Annotated in this window: 18 protein-coding genes and 1 pseudogene; 11 read left to right on the top strand and 8 right to left on the bottom strand. The window is 72.2% G+C overall.

What is annotated here, in order from left to right; genetic code table 11:
* The coding region (locus tag ACZ58N_RS32190) for a class I SAM-dependent methyltransferase (protein ID WP_471167119.1) at positions 1 to 422 on the bottom strand (422 nt) is incomplete at its 3' end.
* Positions 423 to 458: 36 nt separating this feature from the next.
* Between ACZ58N_RS32190 and ACZ58N_RS32195 the strand changes: the two are divergent.
* Positions 459 to 689 (top strand): annotated as a pseudogene (locus ACZ58N_RS32195) (transposase); the annotation flags it as partial.
* 149 nt (positions 690 to 838) lie between these two features.
* Positions 839 to 1,447 carry an HhH-GDP family DNA glycosylase gene (locus ACZ58N_RS32200; RefSeq protein ID WP_471167122.1) on the top strand — a complete coding sequence of 203 codons (609 nt, stop codon included), beginning with the start codon at positions 839 to 841 and terminating at the stop codon, positions 1,445 to 1,447.
* Positions 1,448 to 1,580: 133 nt separating this feature from the next.
* Here the strand turns inward: ACZ58N_RS32200 and ACZ58N_RS32205 are convergent, their stop codons facing one another.
* The gene (locus ACZ58N_RS32205; protein ID WP_471167124.1) at positions 1,581 to 2,162 is read right to left on the bottom strand and encodes an HXXEE domain-containing protein; all 582 of its coding nucleotides are present in this window, start codon (positions 2,160 to 2,162) and stop codon (positions 1,581 to 1,583) included.
* A 190-nt stretch (positions 2,163 to 2,352) separates the two neighbouring features.
* Here ACZ58N_RS32205 and ACZ58N_RS32210 point away from each other — a divergent pair, with 190 nt between their 5' ends.
* From ACZ58N_RS32210 to ACZ58N_RS32230, 5 genes are read left to right on the top strand one after another with little or no spacing between them, the layout of a single operon-like run.
* The gene (locus tag ACZ58N_RS32210) at positions 2,353 to 4,095 is read left to right on the top strand and encodes an ABC transporter substrate-binding protein (protein WP_471167126.1); all 1,743 of its coding nucleotides are present in this window, start codon (positions 2,353 to 2,355) and stop codon (positions 4,093 to 4,095) included.
* 22 nt (positions 4,096 to 4,117) lie between these two features.
* On the top strand, positions 4,118 to 5,179 hold the full coding sequence (locus ACZ58N_RS32215) for an ABC transporter permease (RefSeq protein WP_471167129.1): 1,062 nt from the start codon (positions 4,118 to 4,120) through the stop codon (positions 5,177 to 5,179).
* Complete coding sequence (locus ACZ58N_RS32220; protein WP_471167131.1) at positions 5,176 to 6,162, top strand: ABC transporter permease; 987 nt, start codon at positions 5,176 to 5,178, stop codon at positions 6,160 to 6,162. The genes ACZ58N_RS32215 and ACZ58N_RS32220 overlap by 4 nt, the downstream gene beginning before the upstream one ends.
* Complete coding sequence (locus ACZ58N_RS32225; protein ID WP_471167134.1) at positions 6,162 to 7,190, top strand: ABC transporter ATP-binding protein; 1,029 nt, start codon at positions 6,162 to 6,164, stop codon at positions 7,188 to 7,190. Before ACZ58N_RS32220 ends, ACZ58N_RS32225 begins: the two co-directional genes overlap by 1 nt.
* The gene (locus ACZ58N_RS32230; RefSeq protein WP_471167137.1) at positions 7,187 to 8,212 is read left to right on the top strand and encodes an ABC transporter ATP-binding protein; all 1,026 of its coding nucleotides are present in this window, start codon (positions 7,187 to 7,189) and stop codon (positions 8,210 to 8,212) included. Before ACZ58N_RS32225 ends, ACZ58N_RS32230 begins: the two co-directional genes overlap by 4 nt.
* 107 nt (positions 8,213 to 8,319) lie before the next feature.
* On the opposite strand, the gene ACZ58N_RS32235 is transcribed toward ACZ58N_RS32230, so the two are convergent.
* Positions 8,320 to 10,371 carry a S9 family peptidase gene (locus ACZ58N_RS32235; protein ID WP_471167139.1) on the bottom strand — a complete coding sequence of 684 codons (2,052 nt, stop codon included), beginning with the start codon at positions 10,369 to 10,371 and terminating at the stop codon, positions 8,320 to 8,322.
* Between the two features lie 113 nt (positions 10,372 to 10,484).
* On the opposite strand from ACZ58N_RS32235, the gene ACZ58N_RS32240 reads away from it, so the two are divergent.
* Both ACZ58N_RS32240 and ACZ58N_RS32245 read left to right on the top strand, forming a co-directional pair.
* The gene (locus ACZ58N_RS32240; RefSeq protein WP_471167329.1) at positions 10,485 to 12,035 is read left to right on the top strand and encodes an MFS transporter; all 1,551 of its coding nucleotides are present in this window, start codon (positions 10,485 to 10,487) and stop codon (positions 12,033 to 12,035) included.
* A gap of 74 nt (positions 12,036 to 12,109) precedes the next feature.
* The gene (locus ACZ58N_RS32245; RefSeq protein WP_471167142.1) at positions 12,110 to 12,631 is read left to right on the top strand and encodes a hypothetical protein; all 522 of its coding nucleotides are present in this window, start codon (positions 12,110 to 12,112) and stop codon (positions 12,629 to 12,631) included.
* Between the two features lie 108 nt (positions 12,632 to 12,739).
* Here the strand turns inward: ACZ58N_RS32245 and ACZ58N_RS32250 are convergent, their stop codons facing one another.
* The 5 genes from ACZ58N_RS32250 to ACZ58N_RS32270 all read right to left on the bottom strand — a co-directional run bounded on the left by ACZ58N_RS32250 (position 12,740) and on the right by ACZ58N_RS32270 (position 19,679).
* Entirely contained in the window at positions 12,740 to 14,119 is a 1,380-nt protein-coding gene (locus ACZ58N_RS32250; RefSeq protein ID WP_471167144.1) for a cytochrome P450, read from the bottom strand.
* A 179-nt stretch (positions 14,120 to 14,298) separates the two neighbouring features.
* Positions 14,299 to 14,994: an excalibur calcium-binding domain-containing protein gene (locus ACZ58N_RS32255; protein ID WP_471167146.1), complete on the bottom strand. Its 696-nt coding sequence runs from the start codon at positions 14,992 to 14,994 to the stop codon at positions 14,299 to 14,301.
* Positions 14,995 to 15,124: 130 nt separating this feature from the next.
* The gene (locus ACZ58N_RS32260; protein WP_471167147.1) at positions 15,125 to 15,616 is read right to left on the bottom strand and encodes an NUDIX domain-containing protein; all 492 of its coding nucleotides are present in this window, start codon (positions 15,614 to 15,616) and stop codon (positions 15,125 to 15,127) included.
* A gap of 171 nt (positions 15,617 to 15,787) precedes the next feature.
* Entirely contained in the window at positions 15,788 to 17,317 is a 1,530-nt protein-coding gene (locus ACZ58N_RS32265) for a helix-turn-helix domain-containing protein (RefSeq protein ID WP_281206080.1), read from the bottom strand.
* Positions 17,318 to 17,672: 355 nt separating this feature from the next.
* Complete coding sequence (locus ACZ58N_RS32270; RefSeq protein ID WP_471167149.1) at positions 17,673 to 19,679, bottom strand: amidohydrolase; 2,007 nt, start codon at positions 19,677 to 19,679, stop codon at positions 17,673 to 17,675.
* Positions 19,680 to 19,869: 190 nt separating this feature from the next.
* Between ACZ58N_RS32270 and ACZ58N_RS32275 the strand changes: the two genes are divergently transcribed.
* Both ACZ58N_RS32275 and acnA read left to right on the top strand, forming a co-directional pair.
* On the top strand, positions 19,870 to 20,871 hold the full coding sequence (locus ACZ58N_RS32275) for a LacI family DNA-binding transcriptional regulator (protein WP_471167151.1): 1,002 nt from the start codon (positions 19,870 to 19,872) through the stop codon (positions 20,869 to 20,871).
* Between the two features lie 154 nt (positions 20,872 to 21,025).
* Positions 21,026 to 23,740: an aconitate hydratase AcnA gene (gene acnA, locus ACZ58N_RS32280; protein ID WP_471167154.1), complete on the top strand. Its 2,715-nt coding sequence runs from the start codon at positions 21,026 to 21,028 to the stop codon at positions 23,738 to 23,740.
* The last annotated feature ends 251 nt before the right edge of the window (positions 23,741 to 23,991 follow it).

Below are 23,991 nucleotides of genomic sequence, written 5' to 3' on the forward strand. Positions count from 1 at the left end.
CCCGGCGCCAGGACGCGTACCTGCTCAGCAATCAGCTCCGGGAGTTCTCCCGGAGGGGTGTGGATCATCGAGTAGTGGGCCAGTACGCCGCCGAGCGCGCCGTCCTCGATCGGCAGGGATTCCATCCGCGCCTCCTGGAAGCGCAGTGCCGGATGGGCCCGCCGGGCGTGATCGACCATGCCGGGGGAAAGGTCGAGCCCCAAGGCGTCCAGGCCCAGTTCGTGCAGCATGGCCGTCAAATGCCCGGGCCCGCACCCGACGTCAGCCGCCCGCAGGTTGTCCGTCGCGCGTACCAGTTCGGCGAAGGTGCCGATCATGGCCCGGGCGAACGGCTGTGTCTCCAGCCGGTCCGCGAACAGCGATGCGTACAGCTCGACGACTTCGTCGTAGGCCACCCTGGTTTCGTCCTGATGATTTGTCACAGGCGGGACTGTATAGCCGGTGTGATCATTGATCTTGTGGCAGGTCGAGGTGAGCTGACGGATGCGGCGTGGGAGCGAGTGGAGCCCCTGTTGCCGCGGGCGGATGGGCGGGGTCGTCCGTGGCGTGATCACCGGCAGGTGGTCAATGGGGTGCTGTGTCGGCTGCGGACCGGGGCTCCTTGGCGCGACCTGCCCGAACGGTACGGACCTCGGCAGACCGTCCACGAGCGGTTCGCCCGCTGGGAAGCGGACGGGACCTGGGTGAGGTCCTAGGGACCGCCGCCCCAAGGCTGTTGTTCCAGGGCCCGCCGCCCCGGGGCCCGGGCCCGGGCCCCCCGGCACGCCCCCGGGGGCGTTGGGCCGTCGGCTTCGGCGCTTTCACCCCGGGCGATCGGACAGGGCGGCATCATGGGCCCATGACCGCCCCCACTCCCGCCCGACTGCTCGCCGCGCACGTCCAGGACGCCCTCGGCGGGGGACCGTTCCCCGCGCCCGGCGGCTGGACGCACATGGGAGCCGTCATCTGCGACGCGAGCTTCCACGCCCGTCGGAAGTACCGGTCGACCGTCCTGCCGAGGCTCGTGCGACTTCAGGAACGGTGGCCCGACGCCAGGACCGTTCGCGGATTCCGGGCGCGCATCGCCACCGAGGAACTGGCCGTCGCCATGGACTTCAACAGCCCCCGCAGGGTCGCGACCGCCCACGCCATCGCGGACCTGTTGTCCGACCGGGGCGTGGACACCAGGGAAGAGCTCCACGCCTGGCTCGGCCACCGCACCAACCGCGCCGCCCTGCGCACGGTGAAGGGCGTGGGGCCGAAGTCCGTCGACTACATCGGCAACCTCGTCGGCCGCTCGCAGGTCGCCGTGGACGTGCACCTGCGGACCTTCGCCGCGAACGCCGGCGTCCCGAACCTTCCCTACGGGCAACTCCGCGCCGCCTACGAGGAGGCCGCCGTGCTCCTCGGCCACGAACCCGGCGGCCTGGAGCACGCCGTCTGGCGCTTCACGTCCGGCACCTCGTAGGCACCGCGCGCCCCGCCCGCGCACGATCCCGCCGGAGCCCGGAGCCCGGAGCCCGGAGCCCGGAGCCCGGAGCCCGGAGCCCGGAGCCCGGAGCCCGGAGCCCGGAGCCCGGAGCCCGGAGCCCGGACACCCGTCAACTCCCGGCGCGCGAAGCCGATCCCACGACGGCGACGGCCCGGCGGGCCACGCGGTGGGCCCCGACCGTGGCGGCGGCGGCGAGGGCGAGGCCCTGTACGGCGTCGCGCGGGCGCGAGGGGCGCAGGACCCCGGCCCGGCGCAGTCGGCCGCGGGCCCAGAGGGTGAAGGGGATGACCACCAGGGGCGAGGTGACGGATCCCGGCGTGTAGCCCCGGACCGCGGCGGCCTGCGCCAGGTGCACCACGCCGTGCAGCCCGAATCCGTTCAGGGCCCCTTGGTAGAAGGCGGACCGGCCGCCGGTGCGGTACCCGTCGGCGGCTGCCGCGCCCACCACGCAGGCCATCACGGCGACCGCGGCCGTGAACTCGGTCCGGTCGATCGACTCCAGGCGCCGCCACACCCGATCGGGCACCCGCGGCAGGCGCTGTCGTAGTTCGGGCACCCCGCCCCGGACCCAACGCGGCACCATGACGACCTCTTCCGCGTCATGGACGGCCCACGCCGCGAGCAACCCCAAGGTCACCCAGGAGCCCACGGCCCCGCCCCCGGCGGCCCGCTCGATCTCGTGTTCGCTCATGACCCGGCAGTCTGCCGGCCTGCGGGGGACGGCAGACCGCCCGGCCCGCTCCGCCGATCGCCAACACCCTTCCAGAGGGCGGGATTTGGACACGGCTGGATAACGGGGCCGCAGAACCCTTGTCAGTACAATTTCACATTACTATGTTACCGGTCACATCCTAAAGCGCGGCCCTTCACTGGAGTGACCCATGACCAAGCGCACCCAACTCGCCCTCGCCACGGCCGTCGTGGCCGCACTCGCACTCGGCGCCTCGGGCTGCTCCGATCCGAAGAAGGGCTCCGCCGCACCCTCCGCCGCGAACCCGGCCGCGGCCAACGACGGCAAGACCCTCGGCGGCACCCCCGTCAAGGGCGGCACCCTCACCGTCCTGTCCAACCAGGACTTCGCCCACCTCGACCCCGCCCGCAACTGGGTCATGCCGACCATGGACTTCGGCACCCGCCTCCTCTACCGCACGCTCGTCACCTTCAAGGCCGAACCGGGCAAGGCGGGCAGCGAGCTGGTCCCCGACCTCGCCACCGACCTCGGTACCCCCTCCAACGGAGGCCGCACCTGGACCTTCACCCTCAAGGAGGGTGTCAAGTACGAGGACGGCTCGCCGATCAAGGCCCAGGACATCAAGTACAACGTCGAGCGCTCCTTCGCCCCCGACCTCACCGGCGGCCCCGACTACGCCGCCCAGTACCTGGCCGGCACCGACGGGTACAAGGGCCCTCTCCAGGGCAAGCACCTCGACTCGGTGAAGACCCCGGACGACCGCACGATCGTCTTCGAACTCAAGCGCCCCGTCGCGGAGTTCTCCGCGACCGCCACCCTGCCCACCTTCGCCCCGGTCCCGCAGTCCCAGGAGAAGGGCACCCAGTACGATGCCCGCCCGTTCTCCTCCGGCCCGTACCGGATCGAGACGTACGACCGGGACAAGAAGCTCGTCCTCGTGCGCAACGAGCACTGGGACCCGAGGACCGACACCGTCCGCAAGGCCTACCCCGACAGGTTCGTCGTGGTCATGGGCCTCAAGGGCGGCCAGATCGACGACCGCATCATCGCCGGCGACGGAGCCGACGCCTCCGCCGTCCAGTACTCCGACATGCGGCCCGAGAGCGCCCCCAAGGTGCTGCCCAAGCCGGACGTCAAGGCACGGCTGCTCGCGGAGTCCCAGGGCTGTACCGAGATGCTCCACCTGAACAACTCCCGCGCGCCGTTCGACGACCCGAAGGTCCGCGAAGCCATGCAGTACGCCGTCGACAAGGAGGCCGTGGTCACCGCGGGCGGCGGCCCGGCCCTCAACGAGGTCGCCACCGCCTACCTGCCCCCGGCCCTCTCCGGCGGCAAGCAGGCCGACACCCTGAAGATCCCCGCCGCGGGCGACCCCGCCAAGGCGAAGGAACTCCTCAAGGCGGCGGGAAAGGAGACCCTGAAGGTCTCCCTCGCCGTCTCCACCGGGGACAAGGGCAAGGCGGAGGCCATCCAGCAGGGCCTGTCCCGCGCCGGCATCGAGGTCGTCATCGACACCATCGACCCGGGCGCCTACTACGACGTCATCGGTGACCTCTCGACCACCCCCGACATGTCCCTCAGCGGCTGGTGCCCCGACTATCCCTCCGGCTCGACCTGGATCCCCTTCGTCTTCGACGGCCGCACCATCAAGGACAAGGGGAACCAGGGCAACAACAGCCAGTTCCGCGACGAGGCCACCATGAAGCGGATCGACGAGATCAACGCCATGGCCGACGCCAAGCAGGCCAACCAGGCCTGGATCGACCTCGACGCCGAGATCATGAAGAAGTCCCCGTCCGTCCCGGTCCTGCTGGAGCGCAAGCCGCTCCTCGTCGGCCCGAACGTCGCGGGTGCCTTCGGCCACCCCGTGTGGACCGGCACCATCGACTACGCGACCGTCGGCCTCAAGGACCCGTCGAAGAGCCAGGGCTGAGGATCCGGAGGCCTTCGACACCATGACCACCACCGCACCGGGCGCCGCCGGACAGGGACCCGCCGAACAGGGATCCGCCGGACAGGAACCCGCAGGCCGGGGACCCGCCGGACAGGGCGACGGCCTCCCGGCCGCCCCGGACGGCGCACCGACCCCCGAAGCCCCCCGCACCGGGGACGTCCCCCCGGGCAGCAGCCCCTGGCAGCTCGCCCGGCGGGAACTGCGCCGCCGGCCCGCCGTCCGCGTCAGCCTCTGCGTCGTCCTGCTCTTCGTCCTGATGGCCGTCACCGCGCCGTGGTTGGGAGCGCTCGGTGGATGGTCCCCCGAGGAGTTCGACAAGACCGCCGTCGACCCCTACCTCGGCGGACTGCCCCTGGGTTCCTTCGGCGGGATCGGCCCCGACCACTGGCTCGGCGTCGAACCCGTCACCGGCCGCGACCTGTTCGCCCGCGTCGTCCACGGCGCCCGGGTCTCCCTCCTCATCGCCTTCGCGGCCACCGCGATCGTCGTGATCACCGGCACCGCCGCGGGCATCGCCGCCGGCTACTTCGGCGGCCGAACCGACGCCGTCCTGTCCCGCCTCATGGACCTGACGATGTCCTTCCCGTCCCTCATCTTCATGATCGCGATGCTGTCCGTGGCCAAGGACGTCAACCGGATCGTCCTCATGACCGCCGTCATCGGCGTCTTCGGCTGGCCCGGGATCGCCCGCGTCGTCCGCGGCCAGACCCTCTCCCTCAAACACCGCGAGTACGTCGACGCCGCCCGCGTCGGCGGCGCGGGTTCCTGGCGGATCCTGACCCGCGACATCCTCCCCGGCGTCGCCGGCCCGGTCATCGCCTACACCACCCTCCTCATTCCCGGCATGATCAGCACCGAGGCGGCGCTGAGCTACCTCGGCGTCGGCGTGCGCCCGCCGACCCCCTCCTGGGGCCAGATGATCGCCGAGTCCGTCGCCTTCTACGAGACCGACCCCATGTACTTCGTCATCCCCAGCGTCTTCCTCTTCCTCGCCGTGCTCGCCTTCACCCTGCTCGGTGACGCCCTGCGCGACATCCTCGACCCGAGGGGCGGCCGTACGTGATCCTCTACCTCGCCCGCCGGCTGTTCGCCCTGACCGGTGTCCTGCTCGCCATCGCCGCGGTCACCTTCCTGATCTTCTACGTGCTGCCCTCCGACCCGGCCGCCGCGGCCTGCGGCAAGACCTGCAGCGCCGAGCGGTTGGCCGACGTACGGATGCACCTGGGCCTCGACCAGCCCCTGTGGAAACAGTTCGCCGACTTCCTCGTCGGGATCTTCACCGGTCGCACCCTCGGCACCGGCCAGTACGCCGTCGCCTGCGACTTCCCCTGCCTGGGCTACTCGTACGAGAGCTCGCTGCCCGTGTGGGACCTGCTGATGGACCGGCTGCCCGTCTCCGCCTCCCTCGCCCTCGGCGCGGCCGTCCTGTGGCTGGCCCTCGGGCTCGGCGCCGGCGTCACCGCCGCCCTGCGCAAGGACACCGCGACCGACAAGGCCCTGATGGTCGGCGCCGTCGCCGCCGCGTCCCTGCCCGTCTACTTCACGTCCGTCCTGCTCATCTACGGAGTCATCCGCATCGCCGGACTCCTGCCCTACCCCACCTACCAGGCACTCACCGACGACCCGATCGGCTGGGCCGCCAACCTGCTGCTCCCCTGGACGGCCCTCGCCCTCCTCTACGCCGCCATGTACGCCCGCCAGAGCCGCGGCTCCATGATCGAGGCGATGGCCGAGCCGTACATCCGCACCGCCCGCGCCAAGGGCATGCCCGAGCGGACCGTCGTCGTCAAACACGGGCTGCGCTCCGGCATGACCCCGATCCTGACCATCTTCGGCATGGACCTCGGCGGGCTCCTCGCCGGAGCCGTGATCACCGAGTCCATCTTCGGGTTGCCCGGCATCGGGCGGCTGTTCTACGGGGCGCTGGTCAGCTCCGACCAACCGGTCGTGCTCGGCGTCACCCTGCTCGCCGCCTTCTTCATCGTCGTCGCCAACCTCGCCGTCGACCTCCTGTACGCCGTCATCGATCCGAGGGTGAGGTACTGATGAGCGACGCCCCGCTCCTCGAAGTGCGCGACCTCAGCGTCACGTTCACCACCCCGCGCGGCACGGTGCGCGCCGTCGACTCGCTCGACTTCACCGTGGAGGCCGGGCGCACCCTCGGCATCGTCGGCGAGTCCGGCTCCGGCAAGTCCGTCACCTCCCTCGCGGTCATGGGCCTGCACCGGGGCGCGGAGGTCGCCGGTTCCATCGCCCTGGCCGGACAGGAGTTGACGGGCCTGCCGGAGAAGCGGCTGTCGAAACTGCGGGGCCGCCGGATGGCCATGATCTTCCAGGATCCGCTCTCCAGCCTGCACCCGTACTACACGGTCGGCGAGCAGATCGCCGAGCACGTCCGGGTGCACTTCCGGGCCGGTCGGGCCGCCGCCCGCAAACGGGCCGTCGACATGCTCGGCGAGGTCGGCATCCCCGAACCGGCCCGCCGGGCGGGGGAGTACCCGCACCAGTTCTCCGGCGGCATGCGCCAGCGCGCGATGATCGCCATGGCCCTGGCCTGCGAGCCCGAACTGCTGATCGCGGACGAGCCGACCACCGCCCTCGACGTCACCGTGCAGGCCCAGATCCTGGAGCTGATCGCCCGCCTCCAGCAGGAACACGGCCTCGGCGTCGTGATGATCACCCACGACCTGGGCGTCGTCGCCCGCGTGGCCCACGAGGTGCTGGTCATGTACGGCGGCCGGGCCGTCGAACAGGCCCCGGTCGACGACCTGTTCGCCGACCCCGCCCACCCCTACACGCGCGGGCTCCTCGACTCGCTGCCCCGCCTCGACGACACCGACGACGCACCCTTGCGGGCCATCCCCGGCTCCCCGCCCTCCCTGCTGGTCCGCGCCCCGGGCTGCGCGTTCGCCCCGCGCTGCGGGCGCGCCGCCACCGGCACCGACACCGAACGGGCCCTCTGCGCGACGCGCCGCCCCGAACTCGTCCCGTACGCGGACCCGTACGCCGGCCCGGCCCGCACGAGCGCCTGCCACCACAGCCGCCCCGCGGCCGTCCCGGAGGTTTCCCGATGAGCCCCGACACCACGCGTTCCACCGGGGCGCCCGCCGCCCGGCCCGACGGGGCGGGCGGACCGCTGCTGTCCGTACGGGACCTGACGATGACCTTCCCCGGCAAGCGGTCGGTGACCGGCCGCCGGGGCGCACCCGTACGGGCCGTGGACGGGGTCTCCTTCGACCTGGAGGCCGGCCGCACCCTGGGCCTCGTCGGGGAATCGGGCTGCGGGAAGTCCACCACGGGCCGGATGCTGGTGCGTCTGCTCGAACCCACCTCGGGCACCGTCACCTTCGACGGTCGGGACATCAGCCGGCTGTCCCAGAGCGCCCTGCGGCCGGTCCGCAGGAACATCCAGATGGTGTTCCAGGACCCGCACTCCTCCCTCAACCCGCGCCAGACCGTGGCCCGGATCATCTCAGACCCGCTGCTGGTGCAGGGCCGCAGCGCGGCGGACGCCCGCCGCCGGGCGGCCGAACTGATGGAACTCGTCGGGCTCATCCCCGAGCACATCGACCGCTACCCGCACGAGTTCTCCGGCGGCCAGGCCCAGCGCATAGGCATCGCCCGCTCGCTGGCCACCGGTCCCCGGCTGCTGATCGCCGACGAGCCGGTCTCCGCCCTCGACGTCTCCGTGCAGGCCCAGATCGTCAACCTGATGGAGCGGCTGCGCGCCGAACTGGGCCTGGCCTACGTGTTCATCGCGCACGACCTGTCCGTCGTCAAACGGGTCAGTGACCGGGTCGCCGTCATGTACCTCGGCCGGATCGTCGAGATCGGCGACAAGAAGTCCCTGTACGAGGACCCCCAGCACCCCTACACCCGGGCCCTGCTGTCCGCCGTCCCGCTGCCCGACCCGGCGGCGGAGCGCCGGCGGGAGCGGATCGTGCTGCTCGGCGACCCGCCGAGCCCGGCCGCGCCGCCCCCGGGCTGCACCTTCCACCCGCGCTGCCCCAAGGCGCAGGAACGGTGCCGCAGGGAGCGGCCCCTGCTGCGGCCCGCCGCCTCGCGCGAGGTGGCCTGTCACTTCCCGGGTGACTGACGGGGATCACGGGAAGGCGCGGGGCCCCGGGGACGACGACGTCCCCGGGGCCCCGTCGTTCCCGCCGAACCGGCCGCCGCGGCCCGGGCGGGCCCCCGGAGCGGGTTCTACGCCAGTTCGCGCCGGAAGAAGTCCAGTTGCAGCGCCATCACCTTCTCCCGGGTGCCGCCCGGGGTCATGTGGGTGACGCCCGGCAGTGCGAGGAGCTGGTGCGGGCGGCCCGCGTCGGTCAGGGCGCGGGACAGCCGCAGGGTGTGCGAGGGGTGGACGTTGTCGTCGGCCAGGCCCGTGGTCAGGTGCAGCGGCCGGCTCAGTCCCGGGGCGTCCGGGATCAGCGAGTCCCGCTCGTACACCTCGGGATGCTCCGCGGGCAGGCCCAGGTACCGCTCGGTGTAGGCGGTGTCGTAGTGCCGGAAGTCCGTCGGGGCGGCCCCGGCCGCGGCCGCACGGTAGAGGTCCGGGCGGCGCAGCACGGCGAGGGCGGCCAGGTAGCCGCCGTAGGACCAGCCGCGGATGCCGACCCGGCCCAGGTCCAGGTCCGGGTGCCGTTCGCCCAGGGCGAGCAGCGCCGCGGCCTGGTCCTCCAGGGTGACGTCGGAGAAGCCCCGGTGGACGGCGTGCGCGAAGGCGGGCGAGACGTACGGGGTGCCCCGGTTGTCGACGGTGACGACGGCGAAGCCCTGGTCGGCCCACCACTGCTTGGCCTGCCAGCGGACCGGCTCGGCGCTGATGTCCTGGTATCCGGGTCCGCCGTACGCGTCGACCAGCACGGGCAGCCTGCGGCCCGGGACGTGGTCGCGGGGCAGGACCAGCGCGGTGGGGATCCCGTGCTCGGTGACCCGTTCCAGGACGGGCGACACCCGGTACGGCAGCGCTGCGGACCGGTCGGCGGGGGTGATGCGGCGGCCGTCGGCGGTGTGCAGGGTGCGGCGGATCCCGTCGGCGTCGGCCGAGGTCAGCAGCAGGGAGCCGGCGGCGGCGAGCGCGCCGTGCACGCCGGGTCCGTCGGCGAGCGGGGTCACCTCCCCGGTGTCGGGGTCCAGGAGCAGCACCTGCTGTTCGGAGGGGTCGCGCAGGCCGGCCTCGACCAGCAGCCGGCCCTCGTGGATCCCGGCCACGCGGCGGATCTGGATCCCGTCGCCCGTCAGGGGCTTCCCGTCGACGGCCAGTGCGCGCGCGAGCCCGCCCGGGGTGTCGGCGGCGGTCAGCATCCGGCCGTCGGGGAGCCGGGCCGGGGTGCCGGGGAGGGCATCGACCCACTGCGGGTGCGTGGTGCGGGACAGCTCCCGGGTCACGCCGGTGTCCGGGTCGGCGGCGAGCAGCAACACGGTCCGCTGGAGCCGGTCCTGGACGGTCAGCAGGATTTCGCCGTCGGACGCCCAGGAGGCGTCCGACAGGTAGGGGAAGGACTCCGTGTCCCGGTCGAGGCGCACGGGTCGTCCCGGCCCGAGTACCCACAGCTCGACCTCGGCGTTGGGCCCGCCCGCCTCGGGGTAGGCGAAGTCCTCGGCGGGCAGGTGGGGGCGGGCCGGGTCGGTGAACCAGCGCCGCTGGAGGGCGTCCTCGTCGACGCGGGCGGCGAGCAGACGCTCCCCGTCGGGGGCCCACCAGTGTCCGCGGGCGCGGCCGAGTTCCTCGGCCGCGGCGAACTCGGCGAGGCCCCAGCGGGCTCCGTCGTCGGGGCTGATCCGGCCGCCCGGGACGACGTGGAGGGTGTCGTCGGCGACGTAGGCGGTGCGCGAGCCGTCGGCGTCGGGGCGGGGGTCCAGCGCGGGCCCGGCGACGGGGAGCTCCTCGGCGCCGCCGACGCCGTCGCAGGTGACCGCGTACAGCCGCCCGTACAACGGGAACACGGCGTGACGGCCGTCGCCGGACAGGGCGTAGGAGCCGATCCCGGCGGCCACCAGTCGGGTCCGCTCACGCAACCGGCGCTCGGCGATCGGGAGTTCGCCCGGCTCGGGGGAGAGGGTGCGGGGGTGGGCCAGGAGGGTCTCGGCGCCGGTGGTGGTGTCGAGGACCCACAGGCCGGCGAGGGGGTCGGTGGGACCGTCCGAGCGGAGGAACCAGAGGAGCCGGCCGTCGTCGCCGAACGAGAAGCCGTGCGGGGCGCCGTGGGTGAAACGGCCCGTGGCGGCGGAGAGGCTGAGGAAATCGTCCATGCGAAACAGTGTGTCATGTGAAATATCACATGGGATAGGTGACGTAGCCTAGTCCATTCGAGTGGTGACGCTTGCGCACCGGGCATAGCGTCGACTAGGTGGACCCGAACGCACTGCCGACCAGCAACGGGACCGACGGCACGGTCCGGGGGAGCCGACACGGGCCGGCGCTGCTCGTCATCGCCTCCTGCCAGCTCATGGTCGTTCTCGACATCACCATCGTGAACATCGCGCTGCCGCACATCCAGACGGCCCTCGACTTCTCCACCGAGAGCCTCTCGTGGGTCGTCAATGCCTACACCCTCACGTTCGGCGGGCTGCTCCTGCTCGGCGGCCGGGTCGGCGACATCCTCGGCCGCCGGCGCGTCTTCATCTTCGGCGTGGTCCTCTTCGGCCTCGCCTCCCTGCTCGGCGGATTCGCCCAGAACGCGGGCCAGTTGATGGCGGCCCGCGCCCTCCAGGGAGTCGGCGGCGCGATCGCCTCGCCCACCGCCCTCGCGCTGATCACCACCACCTTCCGCGAGGGCCCCGAACGCAACCGCGCCTTCGGCGTGTTCGCCGCGGTATCGGCCGGCGGCGGGGCCATCGGACTGCTCGCGGGCGGCATCCTCGTCGAATGGCTCGACTGGCGCTGGGTCCTCTTCGTCAACGTCCCGATCGCCCTGCTGATCGCCATCGCCACCCCGAAGGTCATCAGCGAATCGGCCCGCCACCCCGGACACTTCGACATCGCCGGCGCACTGCTGTCCACCCTCGGCATGGTCGCCCTCGTCTACGGGTTCATCCGCGCGTCCCAGGACGGCTGGCGCGACCCGATCACCCTCGGGTCCTTCGGGGCGGCCGTGGTCCTGCTGCTCCTGTTCGTCCTCAACGAGAGCCGCTCGCCCCAACCCATCACACCGCTGCACATGTTCGCCGACCGCAACCGGGCCGGCACCTACGGGATCATGCTCTTCCTCGCCTGCGCGATCTTCGGCATGTTCTTCTTCCTGACCCTCTTCGTGCAGAACGTCCTCGGCTTCAGCCCCCTGCGCGCCGGCCTCGCCTTCCTGCCCGTCAGCGTCATGATCGCGCTGGCGGCCGGTACCGCCTCCCAACTGCTGCCCAGGTTCGGACCCAAACCCTTCATGGTCACCGGCGCCCTGTGCTGCGCGGTCGGACTGGCCTGGCTCACGCAGACCGACGTCCACTCCACGTACCTGGGCAGCGTCCTCGGCCCGATGCTGATCTTCGCCACCGGCATGGGCCTGCAGTTCGTCTCCCTGACCCTGATGGCCCTGTCCAACGTCAAGGACCGGGAGTCGGGCGCGGCTTCCGGACTGCTCAACGCGATGCAGCAGGTGGGCGGCTCGCTCGGCCTGTCGATCCTGGTCACCGTTTTCGGCACCGCCAGCCGCAACGAGGCCCGCAGCCAGGTCCCGGCCTTCCTGAGCACCGCCGACCCCGGGCAGAAGGCCGCCTTCCTGCGCACGGGCCGACTCCCCGACCCGTGGGGCGACCAGGTCCTCACCTCAGGCGTCAGCGCCGCCTTCGTCGTGGCGGCGCTGTTCACCCTCGTCGGCGCGCTCATCGCGCTGTTCGTGATCCAGGTTCGGCCCTCCGACCTGGCCCGACTCCAGGGCAACCACACCCCGACCACCGTCCGCGAGGAACCGGGTGGGTAAGGTCCCGTCTGCTGACCACAGACACGGGGGGAACCATGTTCGGTACGACTGCGCGGGGTGCCGCGGCCACACTCATGACCTTGACCCTGGCGACGTTCACCGTCGCCTGCGGGGGCGGGGGCGACGACCCGAAGGCCTCCGCGTCGACGTCGACGTCGGCATCCGCCCCGGTCTCCGCCGCGCCGTCCGCCGAGGCGTCCCCTCCCGCGTCGCCCTCCGCGCCCGCCTCCTCCGCCGGGTCCCCGACGGCCGCCGTGCCCGCCTCCTCCGGCACCCCCGGCGAGGAGCCCGTCTCCCTCGTGCGCGACGCCTTCGCCGGCCTCCAGGCCACGCTGGACGACTCCTGCACGCCCGGCAACTGCGCGTACTTCCTCGGCCGGGTGTACGACGAGCTGCACCGCATGGACCGCGCCATGAAGGCCGACCCCAAGGGCCCGGGCCACTTCCCCGAGCCGATCAGCCTGATCGCGAAACTCGACAAGCAGCTCGGCGGCGACCGGAGCTTCGAGAACCTGAAGAAGAACCAGACGACCCTGATCGCCACCCGCGACAAGATCAACACGTGGATGCAGGGCCACCCGGACGACTACCGCTGACGCCGACGGATGCCCGCCGGCGTTCCGGTCGGGCCCGGGCGGGTCCGCCCGGGCCCGCGTTCGGGCCCGCGTTCGGGCGCCGGGACGGGCGGGCCCACCGCCCCGGGATCAGCCGGTCGCGCGGCGGATCCGGCAGCGCGCCGGGCCCCGCGTCTCCAGGGTGATCCCGGCACTCACGGGCACCTGCGCGTCCACGGCCTCGAACTCGTAGGCGCGCAGCATCATCGCCAGCGCGATCACCGACTCCAGCATCGAGAAGTGCTGCCCGATGCAGGCGCGCGGGCCGCCGCCGAAGGGGAACCAGGCGTAGCGCGGCCGTCCGGCCTCCGCCTCCGGGGTGAACCGGTCGGGGTCGAAACGCTCCGGATCCGGCCAGTAGCGCGGGTGGCGGTGCGTCACCCACGGAGCGAGGATCACGTCCGCCCCCGCGGGGACCGCGTACCCGCCGATCTCCGTGGCCGCGACCGACTTGCGACCGATCGCCGGCGCCGCCGGGTACAGCCGCATCGCCTCCTTCAGCACCTGGGTCAGGTACGGGAGCCGGTCGAGGTCGGCGGCCTCCGGCGTCCGGTCGCCCAGGACGCGTACGACCTCCTCACGGGCCCGCGCCTGTTCCTGCGGGTGCCGACCGAGCAGGTGCAGGGCGAACGCCAGCGAGGTGGCGGTCGTCTCGTGCCCGGCCAGCAGGAAGATCAGTACCTGGTCGCGCAGCTCCGCGGCGTCGAAGGCGCCGTCGTCCGCACTGCGCGCCTCGGCCAACAGGGTCAGCAGGTCCTCGCCCCGGCCGCCGTCCGGCGCCGCCCCGCGCCGCTCGGACACGATCCGGTCGCAGACCGCGTACAGCTCCTCCAGGGCGGCCGCCGCCCGCCGGTTGCCCGGGGTGGGCCAGGACCGGGGCGCCTTCACGGGGGAGTAGCCGCGGCGCAGCACGTACTGCGTGATGACCGGAAAACACCGGTCGACGACGTCGACGGTGGCGTCCGCGTCGGTGCCGAACAGGATCCGGGTCACCGCCCGCAGGGCCAGGCGCGTCATCTCGTCGTGGACGTCGACGACCCCGTCGGGCGCCTCGGCCCAGGAGGCCACGGCCGCCCCGGTCTCCGCCGCGACGGCCCCGGCGTACCCGTCCACCCGCTTCCGCGTGAAGAGCGGTTGCACGAGCCGGCGCTGGCGGAGGTAGTCCGCGTCCTGGCTGGTCAGCAGGCCGTTGCCGAAGGAGTCCCGGATCTCCTGGTAGAAGACGTTGTCCTTGCGGAAGTTGGCCGATTCCGTGGCCAGCACCTGCTGGGCGCCCTCCGCGGAGAACACGCAGTGGAGCTCGGCGCGCAGTCCGGGCGGGCCGGCGGTGATCCGTACGACGTCACCGTGCCGCTCGCGGGCCCGCAGGTAGGTTCCGAGCGAGTCCGAGGTCAGGTCGAGGAGCGACCCGAGCAACGGGATCCCCTCCAGCCCCGGAACCGCTCTGCCCGCACCCGTCACCACTGCCATGGCCGCCCCCTCGACACCGTACCGAAGGGCCGATTCTGCCGCCCCGTCACCGGGCCCGGCGAGGGGAGGCGGGGCGGCCGGCCGAATACCGACGTCGTCCGTCGCGGTCGGTGGCCGCCCGGGGACCCGGCTCCGGCCCCGTGGTCCGCTCCCCGATCCGCCCCGGCCTCCGCGGTCGCCTACTTGTCGCAGGCGATGCCGTCCTTGTCCCGGTCGAGGCCGGCGCGGTAGCCGGGCTCGCCGCGCCGGATGGGCGCCGCGCCGGCGGCCTTCGCGGCGTCGCAGTTCGCGTAGTAGGCGCTGCCACCTCCACCGGTGCCGCCGCTCGTCCCGCCGGTCGCGGATCCGCCGCCGGTGGTCCCGCCGGTACCGGTACCCGAACCGGTCGTCGCCTTGGGTTTGGCCGGCGTCGGCGTCGGCTTGGGCGTCGCCTTGGGGGCGGCCGTCGTCGGGGCCTTCGACGGCCGCAGGGCGGCCCCGGCCTTGTCCGGACACGCCGTGCCCGCCGCGACGATCGACAGCTCGGCGGTACCCGGGGCCGTCACCGCGCTGCCGGCGGCCGGGGTCTGGAAGCAGACGTCCCACTGCGAACGGTCGGCGGGCAGGGTGACATTGGCATACGCGGCCCGGGTCTCGATCTTCCCGGTGATGACCTTCTTCACCTCCGTCTCGGCCGCGGCGAACTTGAGCCCGACGACGGCCGGCATGACCGGAGCCGTGGACGCGCTGGGCGAGGCCGGGGCGCCGGAGGACGGCGCGGCGGCGGCGGGCTTCGCGTCCGCCCCCTTCTTCGGCGCGGTGTCCTCGCACCCGGTGAGCAACAGGGCGACGGCCCCCACGGCCCCGCATATGGCAACGCTGCGACGGTGGAACATGGTTGGACCCCCCAGGTCAACGATGTCAACGGTGTCAAACGGTATGGAAACGGAAAACGCCGCAGTCTATTCGTGTCAGCCCCGCAGGGTCAGCTGTTTGCAGTCATATTCCACTGACATCACATCCGCGTCAGGGGGTTTCCATGTACGCCACGCGCCCCTCCCTGCGGGCCGCGTCGATCTCCTTGAGCCGCCGGAAGTTCACGGGGGTCATGAGCGCTTCCCACTCCGCCACGGAACGGACCCCGACCTCGCGGTGCTCGGCAGGATCCAGGACGATCGCGTCGATCTGCTCGTCCGTCAGCGTGCCCCCGTCGAACACGAACCCGATGTGGTTCGCCGGCCAGGCGTCGCCCTGGTGCCCGATGAAGTGCGTACCGAGCAGCCGCGGCGGACCCTCGAAGACGATCCCGGTCTCCTCCAGGCACTCCCGCACCGCGCACTGCCACGGCGTCTCCCCGGGATCCATGTTCCCGCCGGGCCACTGCCACTCCTCGTACGCGTGCACCGCCCGCAACTGCACCGGCCGGCCGACGGCATCGGTGAAGTAGAGGCAGGCGTAACTGGTGGCCCGGGCAATGGTCCGGACGTACTCCGCGGGCGGCAGCCACCCGTTGGCCATGGGGTTCCCTTCGGTCGCGTTCTCCGCCCCCAGTCCGTCCGCCCGGGCGACCGGACGGGCGGCGGTACGTCCGACCCGCACAGCACGGCGCCCCCTCCCCGTTTGCGTCGGGGAGGGGGCGCTGCCATTTTGCACGAGTCCGCCGAAAGCCGCGCGTCACCCGTGGGCGGGTCAGATGTCCCGGAAGATCTCGATCTGGGCGCCCACCGAGTTCAGGCGTTCGGCGAGTTCCTCGTAGCCGCGGTTGATGACGTAGACGTTGCGCAGGACCGAGGTGCCCTCGGCGGCCATCATGGCGAGCAGGACGACCACCGCCGGGCGCAGGGCCGGCGGGCACATCATCTCCGCCGCGCGCCAGCGGGTCGGGCCCTCGACCAGGACGCGGTGGGGGTCCAGCAGCTGGAGTCGGCCGCCGAGGCGGTTGAGGTCGGTCAGGTAGATGGCCCGGTTGTCGTACACCCAGTCGTGGATCAGGGTCTGGCCCTGGGCGACGGCGGCGATGGCGGCGAAGAACGGGACGTTGTCGATGTTCAGCCCGGGGAAGGGCATCGGGTGGATCTTGTCGATGGGGGCTTCGAGCTTCGACGGGCGGACCGTGAGGTCGACCAGGCGGGTGCGGCCGTTGTCAGCGACGTACTCCGCCGAACGGTCGTGGTCGAGGCCCATCTCCTCCAGGACCGCGAGCTCGATTTCCATGAACTCGATCGGGACCCGGCGGATCGTCAGCTCGGACTCGGTGACGACGGCGGCGGCCAGCAGGCTCATCGCCTCGACCGGGTCCTCGGAGGGGGAGTAGTCCACGTCGACGTCGATGTTCGGGACGCCGTGGACGGTGAGGGTGGTGGTGCCGATGCCCTCGACCTCGACGCCCAGCGCCTCCAGGAAGAAGCACAGGTCCTGGACCATGTAGTTGGAGGAGGCGTTGCGGATGACGGTGACGCCGTCGTGGCGGGCCGCGGCCAGCAGCGCGTTCTCGGTGACCGTGTCCCCGCGCTCGGTCAGCACGATCGGGCGGTCGGGGGAGACGCCGGCCTCCACCTGCGCGTGGTAGATGCCCTCGGTCGCGGTGATGTCCAGGCCGAAGCGGCGCAGGGCGATCATGTGCGGCTCGATGGTGCGGGTGCCGAGGTCGCAGCCACCGGCGTAGGGCAGGCGGAAGTGGTCCATGCGGTGCAGCAGCGGGCCCAGGAACATGATGATGCTGCGGGTCCGACGGGCGGCGTCCGCGTCCATGGCGTCCATGTCGAGGCGCGCCGGCGGGATGAGTTCCAGGTCTACGCCGTCGTTGATCCAGCGGGTGCGCACGCCGATGGAGTTCAGGACCTCAAGGAGGCGGTACACCTCCTCGATGCGGGCCACGCGCCGGAGCACCGTGCGGCCCTTGTTGAGGAGCGAGGCGCACAGCAGGGCCACGCACGCGTTCTTGCTCGTCTTGACGTCGATGGCGCCGGACAGGCGCCTGCCGCCGACGACGCGCAGGTGCATCGGACCGGCGTAGCCCAGAGAGACGATCTCGCTGTCGAGAGCTTCGCCGATGCGGGCGATCATCTCAAGGCTGATGTTCTGGTTGCCGCGCTCGATCCGGTTCACGGCGCTCTGGCTGGTGCCCAGGGCGTCCGCGAGCTGACTCTGCGTCCAGCCACGGTGCTGCCGGGCGTCACGGATGAGCTTGCCGATGCGTACGAGGTAGTCGTCTGCCATGGGTGCACGGTATCTCAGATATGAGATGCCGCTCGCGCTGGGTGTGGCAGGCGGGTGTTACTTACCGTCAGATCCACTGCCCGGCTCACCGTGTGGCGGATGTTTCCGCTGAGGTGGGAGGGGGTGCGGGCGCCGCCGGGTGGCTGCCTCCCCGGTCCGTCGTGGAGTTGGGGCGGGGAGTGGTGGCGGGGGTGCGTCCCTTCGGGTGACGGAAGGGGTGATAGGCCGCATACGGGGCGGTTTTGCGCGGGCCGTGTTGAAGTGGAGGGAAAGGGGCGCCGCGCGCCCGCGGACGCCCCCTTCCCTTCGTGGGCCCCCTTCCCTTCGTCGGCGTCCCCGACCGACGGGCGGCGGCTCAGCTCGTCGCGCAGCCGCAGGCGCGGTGACGGCCGCCGTGCACCGCCGTCGCGGAGACGGGGCGCGGACCCGACACCGGCCGGACGGCCATCCGGGCCGAAGCGGCCTTCCCCGCCGTCGAATCCGCGTCGTGCACCACCCGGCCGCCGACCAGGGTGAGTCGTACCTCCGTGCCGCTGATGTCGGCCACCGGGCAGCGCGTCACATCGCGGTCCAGGAGGATCAGGTCCGCCGCCCTGCCCTGCTCCACCGTCCCCGTCAGCCCCTCCTGACGCAGTTGCCACGCCGTCCCGGAGGTGTGCATCCGCAGTACGCTGCTCCGCCCCAACCCCTCCAGCTCCCGGTACAGGGGTCCCGAACCGTGGGCGCCCTGCCGGTCGATCGCCGTACGCAGCTGGTTCCACACCTGGAGGGCGTCCACGGGCCAGTCGGAGCCGCCGGAGAGGCGCGCGCCGGCGCGCTCCAGGCTGAGCGCCGGGTACATCCAGCGGTGCCGTCGCGGTCCGATGTACGGCAGCAGTGCCTCCATCGTCCAGGTGTCCCGCGCCGCCCACTGGAGCTGCATGCAGGCCGCCACGCCGAGTTGCGCGAAGCGCCGCAGGTCGGCCGGGTCGACGAGTTGGAGGTGCGCCACCGCGTTGCGCGGATCCCGCAGCCCGGTCGTCCGGCGCGCGTACGCGTACCCGTCCAGAGCGGTACGGACCGCCCGGTCGCCCAGGCCGTGGGCGTGCATCTGCCATCCCGCCGAGTTGAAGGCCGCGGTCAGCCGGCCGTAGTCCGCCGCCGAGGTGTAGAGCTCGCCCCGGTTCCCCGTCGGCTTCCCCGCCCCGTCCAGGTACGGCTCCAGCAGCGCGGCCGTCTGCGCCGGGTGCTCGATCACCCCGTCGAGGAACACCTTCACCATCCCGAACCGCAGGCCCGGTACCCCGTCGAACTCCCGCCGCAGGCCCCGCGCGTACGCGAGCGCCGCCGACGGGTCCTTCGCCTGCGCGGCGTCGAGCCGGATCGCGGGGACGATCCGCTGCGGCAGCCGGCCGGCCCCCGCCAACTCCCGGTAGAGGTCCAGCTCGTGCCGGCCCACCAGGGCGTCCATCATCGTGGTGACCCCGGAGGCCGCCGCCAGCTCCAGCACCGCGGCGCACGCCGCGACGAGTTCCGCCCGGGAGGGCTCCGGCACGTGCCGCTTCACCAGGTCCTGGGCGTCGTCCTTGAACACGCCCGTCGGCAGCCCGTCCGGGCCCCGCACGATCCGACCGCCCACCGGATCGGGGGTCGTGGCGGTGACACCGGCGATCTCCAGGGCCCGCCGGTTCGCCCACAGGTTGTGCCCGTCGCCGCCGACCAGGATCACGGGTCGGCGGGTCGCCAGCGCGTCCAGCAGGGAGTGGTGCGGTGCGGTCCCGGTCGGCAGCAGCCCGACCGGGTTCCAGTCCTCGACCACCAGCCAGCGGTCCGGCTCCGCGGCCTCGCCCCCGGTGTCCGCGAGGAAGCCGGTGAGGATCGCCCGCAGCTCCTCCCCGGTGGTCTCCGCACCCTCCAGGGACGGCCGCAGCGACCGGTCCCCGGCACCCAGCGGGTGCACGTGGCCGTCGTGGATGCCGCTCATGACGGTGTTCCCGCGCGCGTCCACCGTCCCGGTGTCCCGGCCGACGTACCGGCGCAGCGCCGCGTCCGAACCCACGGCCAGGATCCGGCCGTCCCGCCCGACCGCCACCGACCGGGCCGGACCACCGGCGGCCCCCGGACCGCCCTGTTCCACCCCGGTGAACACCCGGGCGTTGTGGATGACCAGCGCCGCCGAGGCGCGCCCCGAGGAGCCGGCGGTCGCCGCCGCGGCGGGCGTCGCGACCGCGCCGAGCAGTCCGGCCGCCCCCGTCGCGCCGGCCGCCGCGAGGAGCCCCCGCCGTGACAGGGCGCCCGACGGGGTGGGCGCGGGCGGCGGCGCGGACGCGGACGCGGTGGGGGAGGAGGGGGTGTGCCGGGGCAGGGGCAGGGGTGTCGTCATGGCCGCTCCGAACGCAACAGAAGGGATCGGTGGATGGGGCGAGGTCAGGACGTTCCTTGGTTAAGCCCGTAACCGGTACCCGTCCCGCCCCACGGATTCCGCAGGAGCGGCGGCTGCGGCAGCCCCCACGGCCGCCCCATCGGCAGCACCGGCCGCCGCCCCGCCACCGTTCCGTCCGTACGATGGCCGCGTGCCTGGACCGGGACCGACCATCGCCGACATCGCGCGCGCCGCCGAGGTCTCCACCGCCACCGTCTCGCACGCCCTCAACGGCACCGGCCGGCTCGGCGAGGGCACCCGCCGCCGGGTGCGCGAGACCGCCGCCGCCCTCGGGTACGGAGCCCACCGCGGCCCCCGTACCCGAACCCTGGGCGTGGCCGTCACGACCTACGCAGGCTCGGCGTGGGACTTCGCGGGCGTCGCCTACTTCTCCCGCCTGCTCACCGCGGCGACCTCCGCCGCCCACGCCCACGGCTACGCGCTGACCACCCTCCCGGCCGACCGGGGCGCGGAGCCCCTGTGGCACACCCTCGCCGTCGACGGGATGCTGCTGCTCGACAGCCCGGACGGCGATCGGGTGCTGCGGGCCCTGCGGGCGCGCGGGCTCCCGGTGGTCTTCGACGGCCGCCCCACCGACCCGCGCCCCGGTGACATATGGGTGGACAACGACCACGCCGCCACGACCCGCGAGGTGCTCGACCACCTCGCGGCGTCCGGGGCCCGCCGGATCGCCCTGCACTCCGGTTACGGCCGGGAGTTCTACACCGGGGCCGTCACCTCGGCCTACGAACAGTGGTGCGCGGAGCACGGGCGGAGCGCACGGACGGTCGTGTTCGACCCCGAGGACGCGGCGGGGCACGCCTTCGACGCCGCGTTCGCCGCGCCGGACCGCCCCGACGCGGTGTACAGCGTGTACGACCCGGGCGGCCGTCAGGTGCTGGCCGCCGCGGCGCGCCACGGGATCCGTACGCCCGGGGACCTGCTGCTGGTCTGCGCCAGCGAGGATCCCGCGTACGCGGTGTCCGAACCCGCCGTGACGACCGTCACGCTGTGCCCCGAGCGGATTGCCGTGACGGCGGTGTCCGCGCTGGTCACACTGATCGAATCAGGGCATGCGGAATCCCCGGGTCAGCGCACGGTGGCGGCAGGACTGAGGGTGCGTGCCTCGTCCCTTCCCCCGGACATGTACTAGAGTTATCTCGACATCGAGATAACTGCCCAAGGCGTACCGCAGCCGTCCCGCCGGTAAGGGTTACCTAACTTAGCCTCACCTTAGCGGATTGGCCAGAGCGCCACACGGCAGGATTGCGGTAATACGCGCGAAATCATGCATGAAGGAGACTGTCGTGTCGGCGAACAGCTTCGACGCCCGCAGCACGCTGCAGGTGGGCGACGAGTCGTACGAGATCTTCAAGCTGGACAAGGTCGAGGGCTCCGCCCGCCTTCCCTACAGCCTGAAGGTCCTGCTGGAGAACCTGCTCCGCACCGAGGACGGCGCGAACATCACCGCCGACCACATCCGGTCGCTCGGCAACTGGGACTCGCAGGCCCAGCCCAGCGAGGAGATCCAGTTCACGCCGGCTCGCGTGATCATGCAGGACTTCACCGGCGTCCCCTGCGTCGTCGACCTCGCCACCATGCGCGAGGCCGTGAAGGCCCTCGGCGGCGACGCCTCCAAGATCAACCCGCTGGCCCCGGCCGAGCTGGTCATCGACCACTCGGTCATCGCCGACAAGTTCGGCACCCGCGAGGCGTTCGCCCAGAACGTCGAGCTGGAGTACGGCCGCAACAAGGAGCGCTACCAGTTCCTGCGCTGGGGCCAGACCGCCTTCGACGAGTTCAAGGTCGTCCCCCCGGGCACCGGCATCGTGCACCAGGTCAACATCGAGCACCTGGCCCGCACGGTCATGGTGCGCAACGGCCAGGCGTACCCCGACACCCTCGTCGGCACCGACTCGCACACCACCATGGTCAACGGCCTGGGCGTGCTGGGCTGGGGCGTCGGCGGCATCGAGGCCGAGGCCGCGATGCTCGGCCAGCCGGTCTCCATGCTGATCCCGCGCGTCGTCGGCTTCAAGCTGACCGGCGAGCTGCCCGCCGGCACCACCGCCACCGACCTCGTGCTGACCATCACCGAGATGCTCCGCAAGCACGGCGTCGTCGGCAAGTTCGTCGAGTTCTACGGTGAGGGCGTCGCCGCCACCTCCCTCGCGAACCGCGCCACCATCGGCAACATGTCGCCGGAGTTCGGCTCCACCGCCGCGACGTTCCCGATCGACGACGAGACGCTGAAGTACCTGCGCCTGACGGGCCGCGACGCCCAGCAGGTCGCCCTGGTCGAGGCGTACGCCAAGGAGCAGGGCCTGTGGCTGGACCCGGCCGCCGAGCCGGACTTCTCCGAGAAGCTTGAGCTCGACCTCTCCACGGTCGTCCCCTCCATCGCCGGCCCGAAGCGCCCGCAGGACCGCATCGTCCTCGCGAACGCCTCCCAGCAGTTCGCCGTCGACGTACGCAACTACGTCAGCGACGACGAGGAGGCCGGCAAGGAGTCCTTCCCGGCGTCCGACGCCCCGGCGTCCTCCAACGGTGTGCCCACCAAGCCCACCCGGGTGACCCTGGCCGACGGCACCTCCTTCGAGATCGACCACGGCGCCGTCACCGTCGCCGCGATCACCTCCTGCACCAACACCTCGAACCCCTACGTCATGGTCGCCGCGGCGCTCGTGGCCAAGAAGGCGTCCGAGAAGGGCCTGACCCGCAAGCCGTGGGTCAAGACCACCCTCGCCCCGGGTTCGAAGGTCGTCACCGACTACTTCGACAAGGCCGGTCTGACCCCGTACCTCGACAAGATGGGCTTCAACCTCGTCGGGTACGGCTGCACCACCTGCATCGGCAACTCCGGTCCGCTGGACGAGGAGATCTCGAAGGCGATCAACGAGGCCGACCTCGCGGTCACCTCGGTCCTCTCGGGCAACCGCAACTTCGAGGGCCGCATCAACCCCGACGTCAAGATGAACTACCTGGCCTCCCCGCCGCTGGTCGTCGCGTACGCCATCGCGGGCTCCATGAAGGTGGACATCACCAAGGACGCGCTGGGCACCGACACCGACGGCAAGCCGGTCTTCCTGGCCGACATCTGGCCGTCGGAGGCCGAGGTCAACGACGTCGTGGCGAACGCCATCGGCGAGGACATGTTCAACAAGTCCTACCAGGACGTCTTCGCGGGCGACGCCCAGTGGCAGGCGCTGGAGATCCCGACCGGCAACACCTTCGAGTGGGACCCGCAGTCCACCTACGTGCGCAAGCCCCCGTACTTCGAGGGCATGACGATGGAGACCACCCCGGTCTCCGACATCGCCGGCGCGCGCGTGCTGGCGAAGCTGGGCGACTCGGTCACCACCGACCACATCTCCCCGGCCGGCGCCATCAAGGCCGACACCCCGGCCGGCAAGTACCTCACGGAGCACGGCGTCGAGCGCCGCGACTTCAACTCGTACGGTTCCCGCCGCGGCAACCACGAGGTCATGATCCGCGGTACCTTCGCCAACATCCGCCTGCGCAACCAGATCGCCGCGGGCACCGAGGGCGGCTTCACCCGCGACTTCACCGTCGAGGGCGCACCGGTCTCCTTCATCTACGACGCCTCCCAGAACTACCAGGCCGCCGGCATCCCGCTGGTCATCCTGGCGGGCAAGGAGTACGGCTCGGGCTCGTCCCGCGACTGGGCCGCCAAGGGCACCGCGCTGCTCGGCGTCAAGGCCGTCATCGCCGAGTCCTACGAGCGCATCCACCGCTCCAACCTGATCGGCATGGGCGTCCTGCCCCTGCAGTTCCCCGAGGGCGTCACCGCGGCCACCCTGGGCCTCACCGGCGAGGAGACCTTCTCCTTCACCGGTGTGGAGGAGCTGAACAACGGCACCACCCCGCGCACCGTCAAGGTGACCACCGACACCGGAGTGGAATTCGACGCGGTCGTGCGCATCGACACGCCGGGTGAGGCGGACTACTACCGCAACGGCGGCATCATGCAGTACGTGCTCCGCAACCTCATCCGAGGCTAAGGGCGCGCCGGGCGGAGCGATCCGCCCGAGATCGGCACCATAGGGCCGTATCCCCGTACAAGGGGATACGGCCCTTCCGTTTGCTCGGGGCGCTCCTGGGGGAGCAGGCCAGGTGACGGTGAGGTCTCAACTCGGAAAAGCCGGGGACGATCCTTGTGCACGATCTTGCTCAGCCGAGCGGAAGTGGACTATACCTGTGCCCGTCCGGACCACCGCGAAATGAGCGGCTCCGGGCCGGGGGACGGCGGGGA

The organism is Streptomyces sp. NPDC040432 (assembly GCF_055595445.1).

Excerpts from the sequence above, each read along its gene's own strand:
- ACZ58N_RS32200 (WP_471167122.1), top strand. The coding sequence starts at position 839 with ATGACCGCCCCCACTCCCGCCCGACTGCTCGCCGCGCACGTCCAGGAC.
- ACZ58N_RS32205 (WP_471167124.1), bottom strand. The coding sequence starts at position 2,162 with ATGAGCGAACACGAGATCGAGCGGGCCGCCGGGGGCGGGGCCGTGGGC.
- ACZ58N_RS32210 (WP_471167126.1), top strand. The coding sequence starts at position 2,353 with ATGACCAAGCGCACCCAACTCGCCCTCGCCACGGCCGTCGTGGCCGCA.
- ACZ58N_RS32215 (WP_471167129.1), top strand. The coding sequence starts at position 4,118 with ATGACCACCACCGCACCGGGCGCCGCCGGACAGGGACCCGCCGAACAG.
- ACZ58N_RS32225 (WP_471167134.1), top strand. The coding sequence starts at position 6,162 with ATGAGCGACGCCCCGCTCCTCGAAGTGCGCGACCTCAGCGTCACGTTC.
- ACZ58N_RS32230 (WP_471167137.1), top strand. The coding sequence starts at position 7,187 with ATGAGCCCCGACACCACGCGTTCCACCGGGGCGCCCGCCGCCCGGCCC.
- ACZ58N_RS32235 (WP_471167139.1), bottom strand. The coding sequence starts at position 10,371 with ATGGACGATTTCCTCAGCCTCTCCGCCGCCACGGGCCGTTTCACCCAC.
- ACZ58N_RS32245 (WP_471167142.1), top strand. The coding sequence starts at position 12,110 with ATGACCTTGACCCTGGCGACGTTCACCGTCGCCTGCGGGGGCGGGGGC.
- ACZ58N_RS32250 (WP_471167144.1), bottom strand. The coding sequence starts at position 14,119 with ATGGCAGTGGTGACGGGTGCGGGCAGAGCGGTTCCGGGGCTGGAGGGG.
- ACZ58N_RS32255 (WP_471167146.1), bottom strand. The coding sequence starts at position 14,994 with ATGTTCCACCGTCGCAGCGTTGCCATATGCGGGGCCGTGGGGGCCGTC.
- ACZ58N_RS32260 (WP_471167147.1), bottom strand. The coding sequence starts at position 15,616 with ATGGCCAACGGGTGGCTGCCGCCCGCGGAGTACGTCCGGACCATTGCC.
- ACZ58N_RS32265 (WP_281206080.1), bottom strand. The coding sequence starts at position 17,317 with ATGGCAGACGACTACCTCGTACGCATCGGCAAGCTCATCCGTGACGCC.
- ACZ58N_RS32270 (WP_471167149.1), bottom strand. The coding sequence starts at position 19,679 with ATGACGACACCCCTGCCCCTGCCCCGGCACACCCCCTCCTCCCCCACC.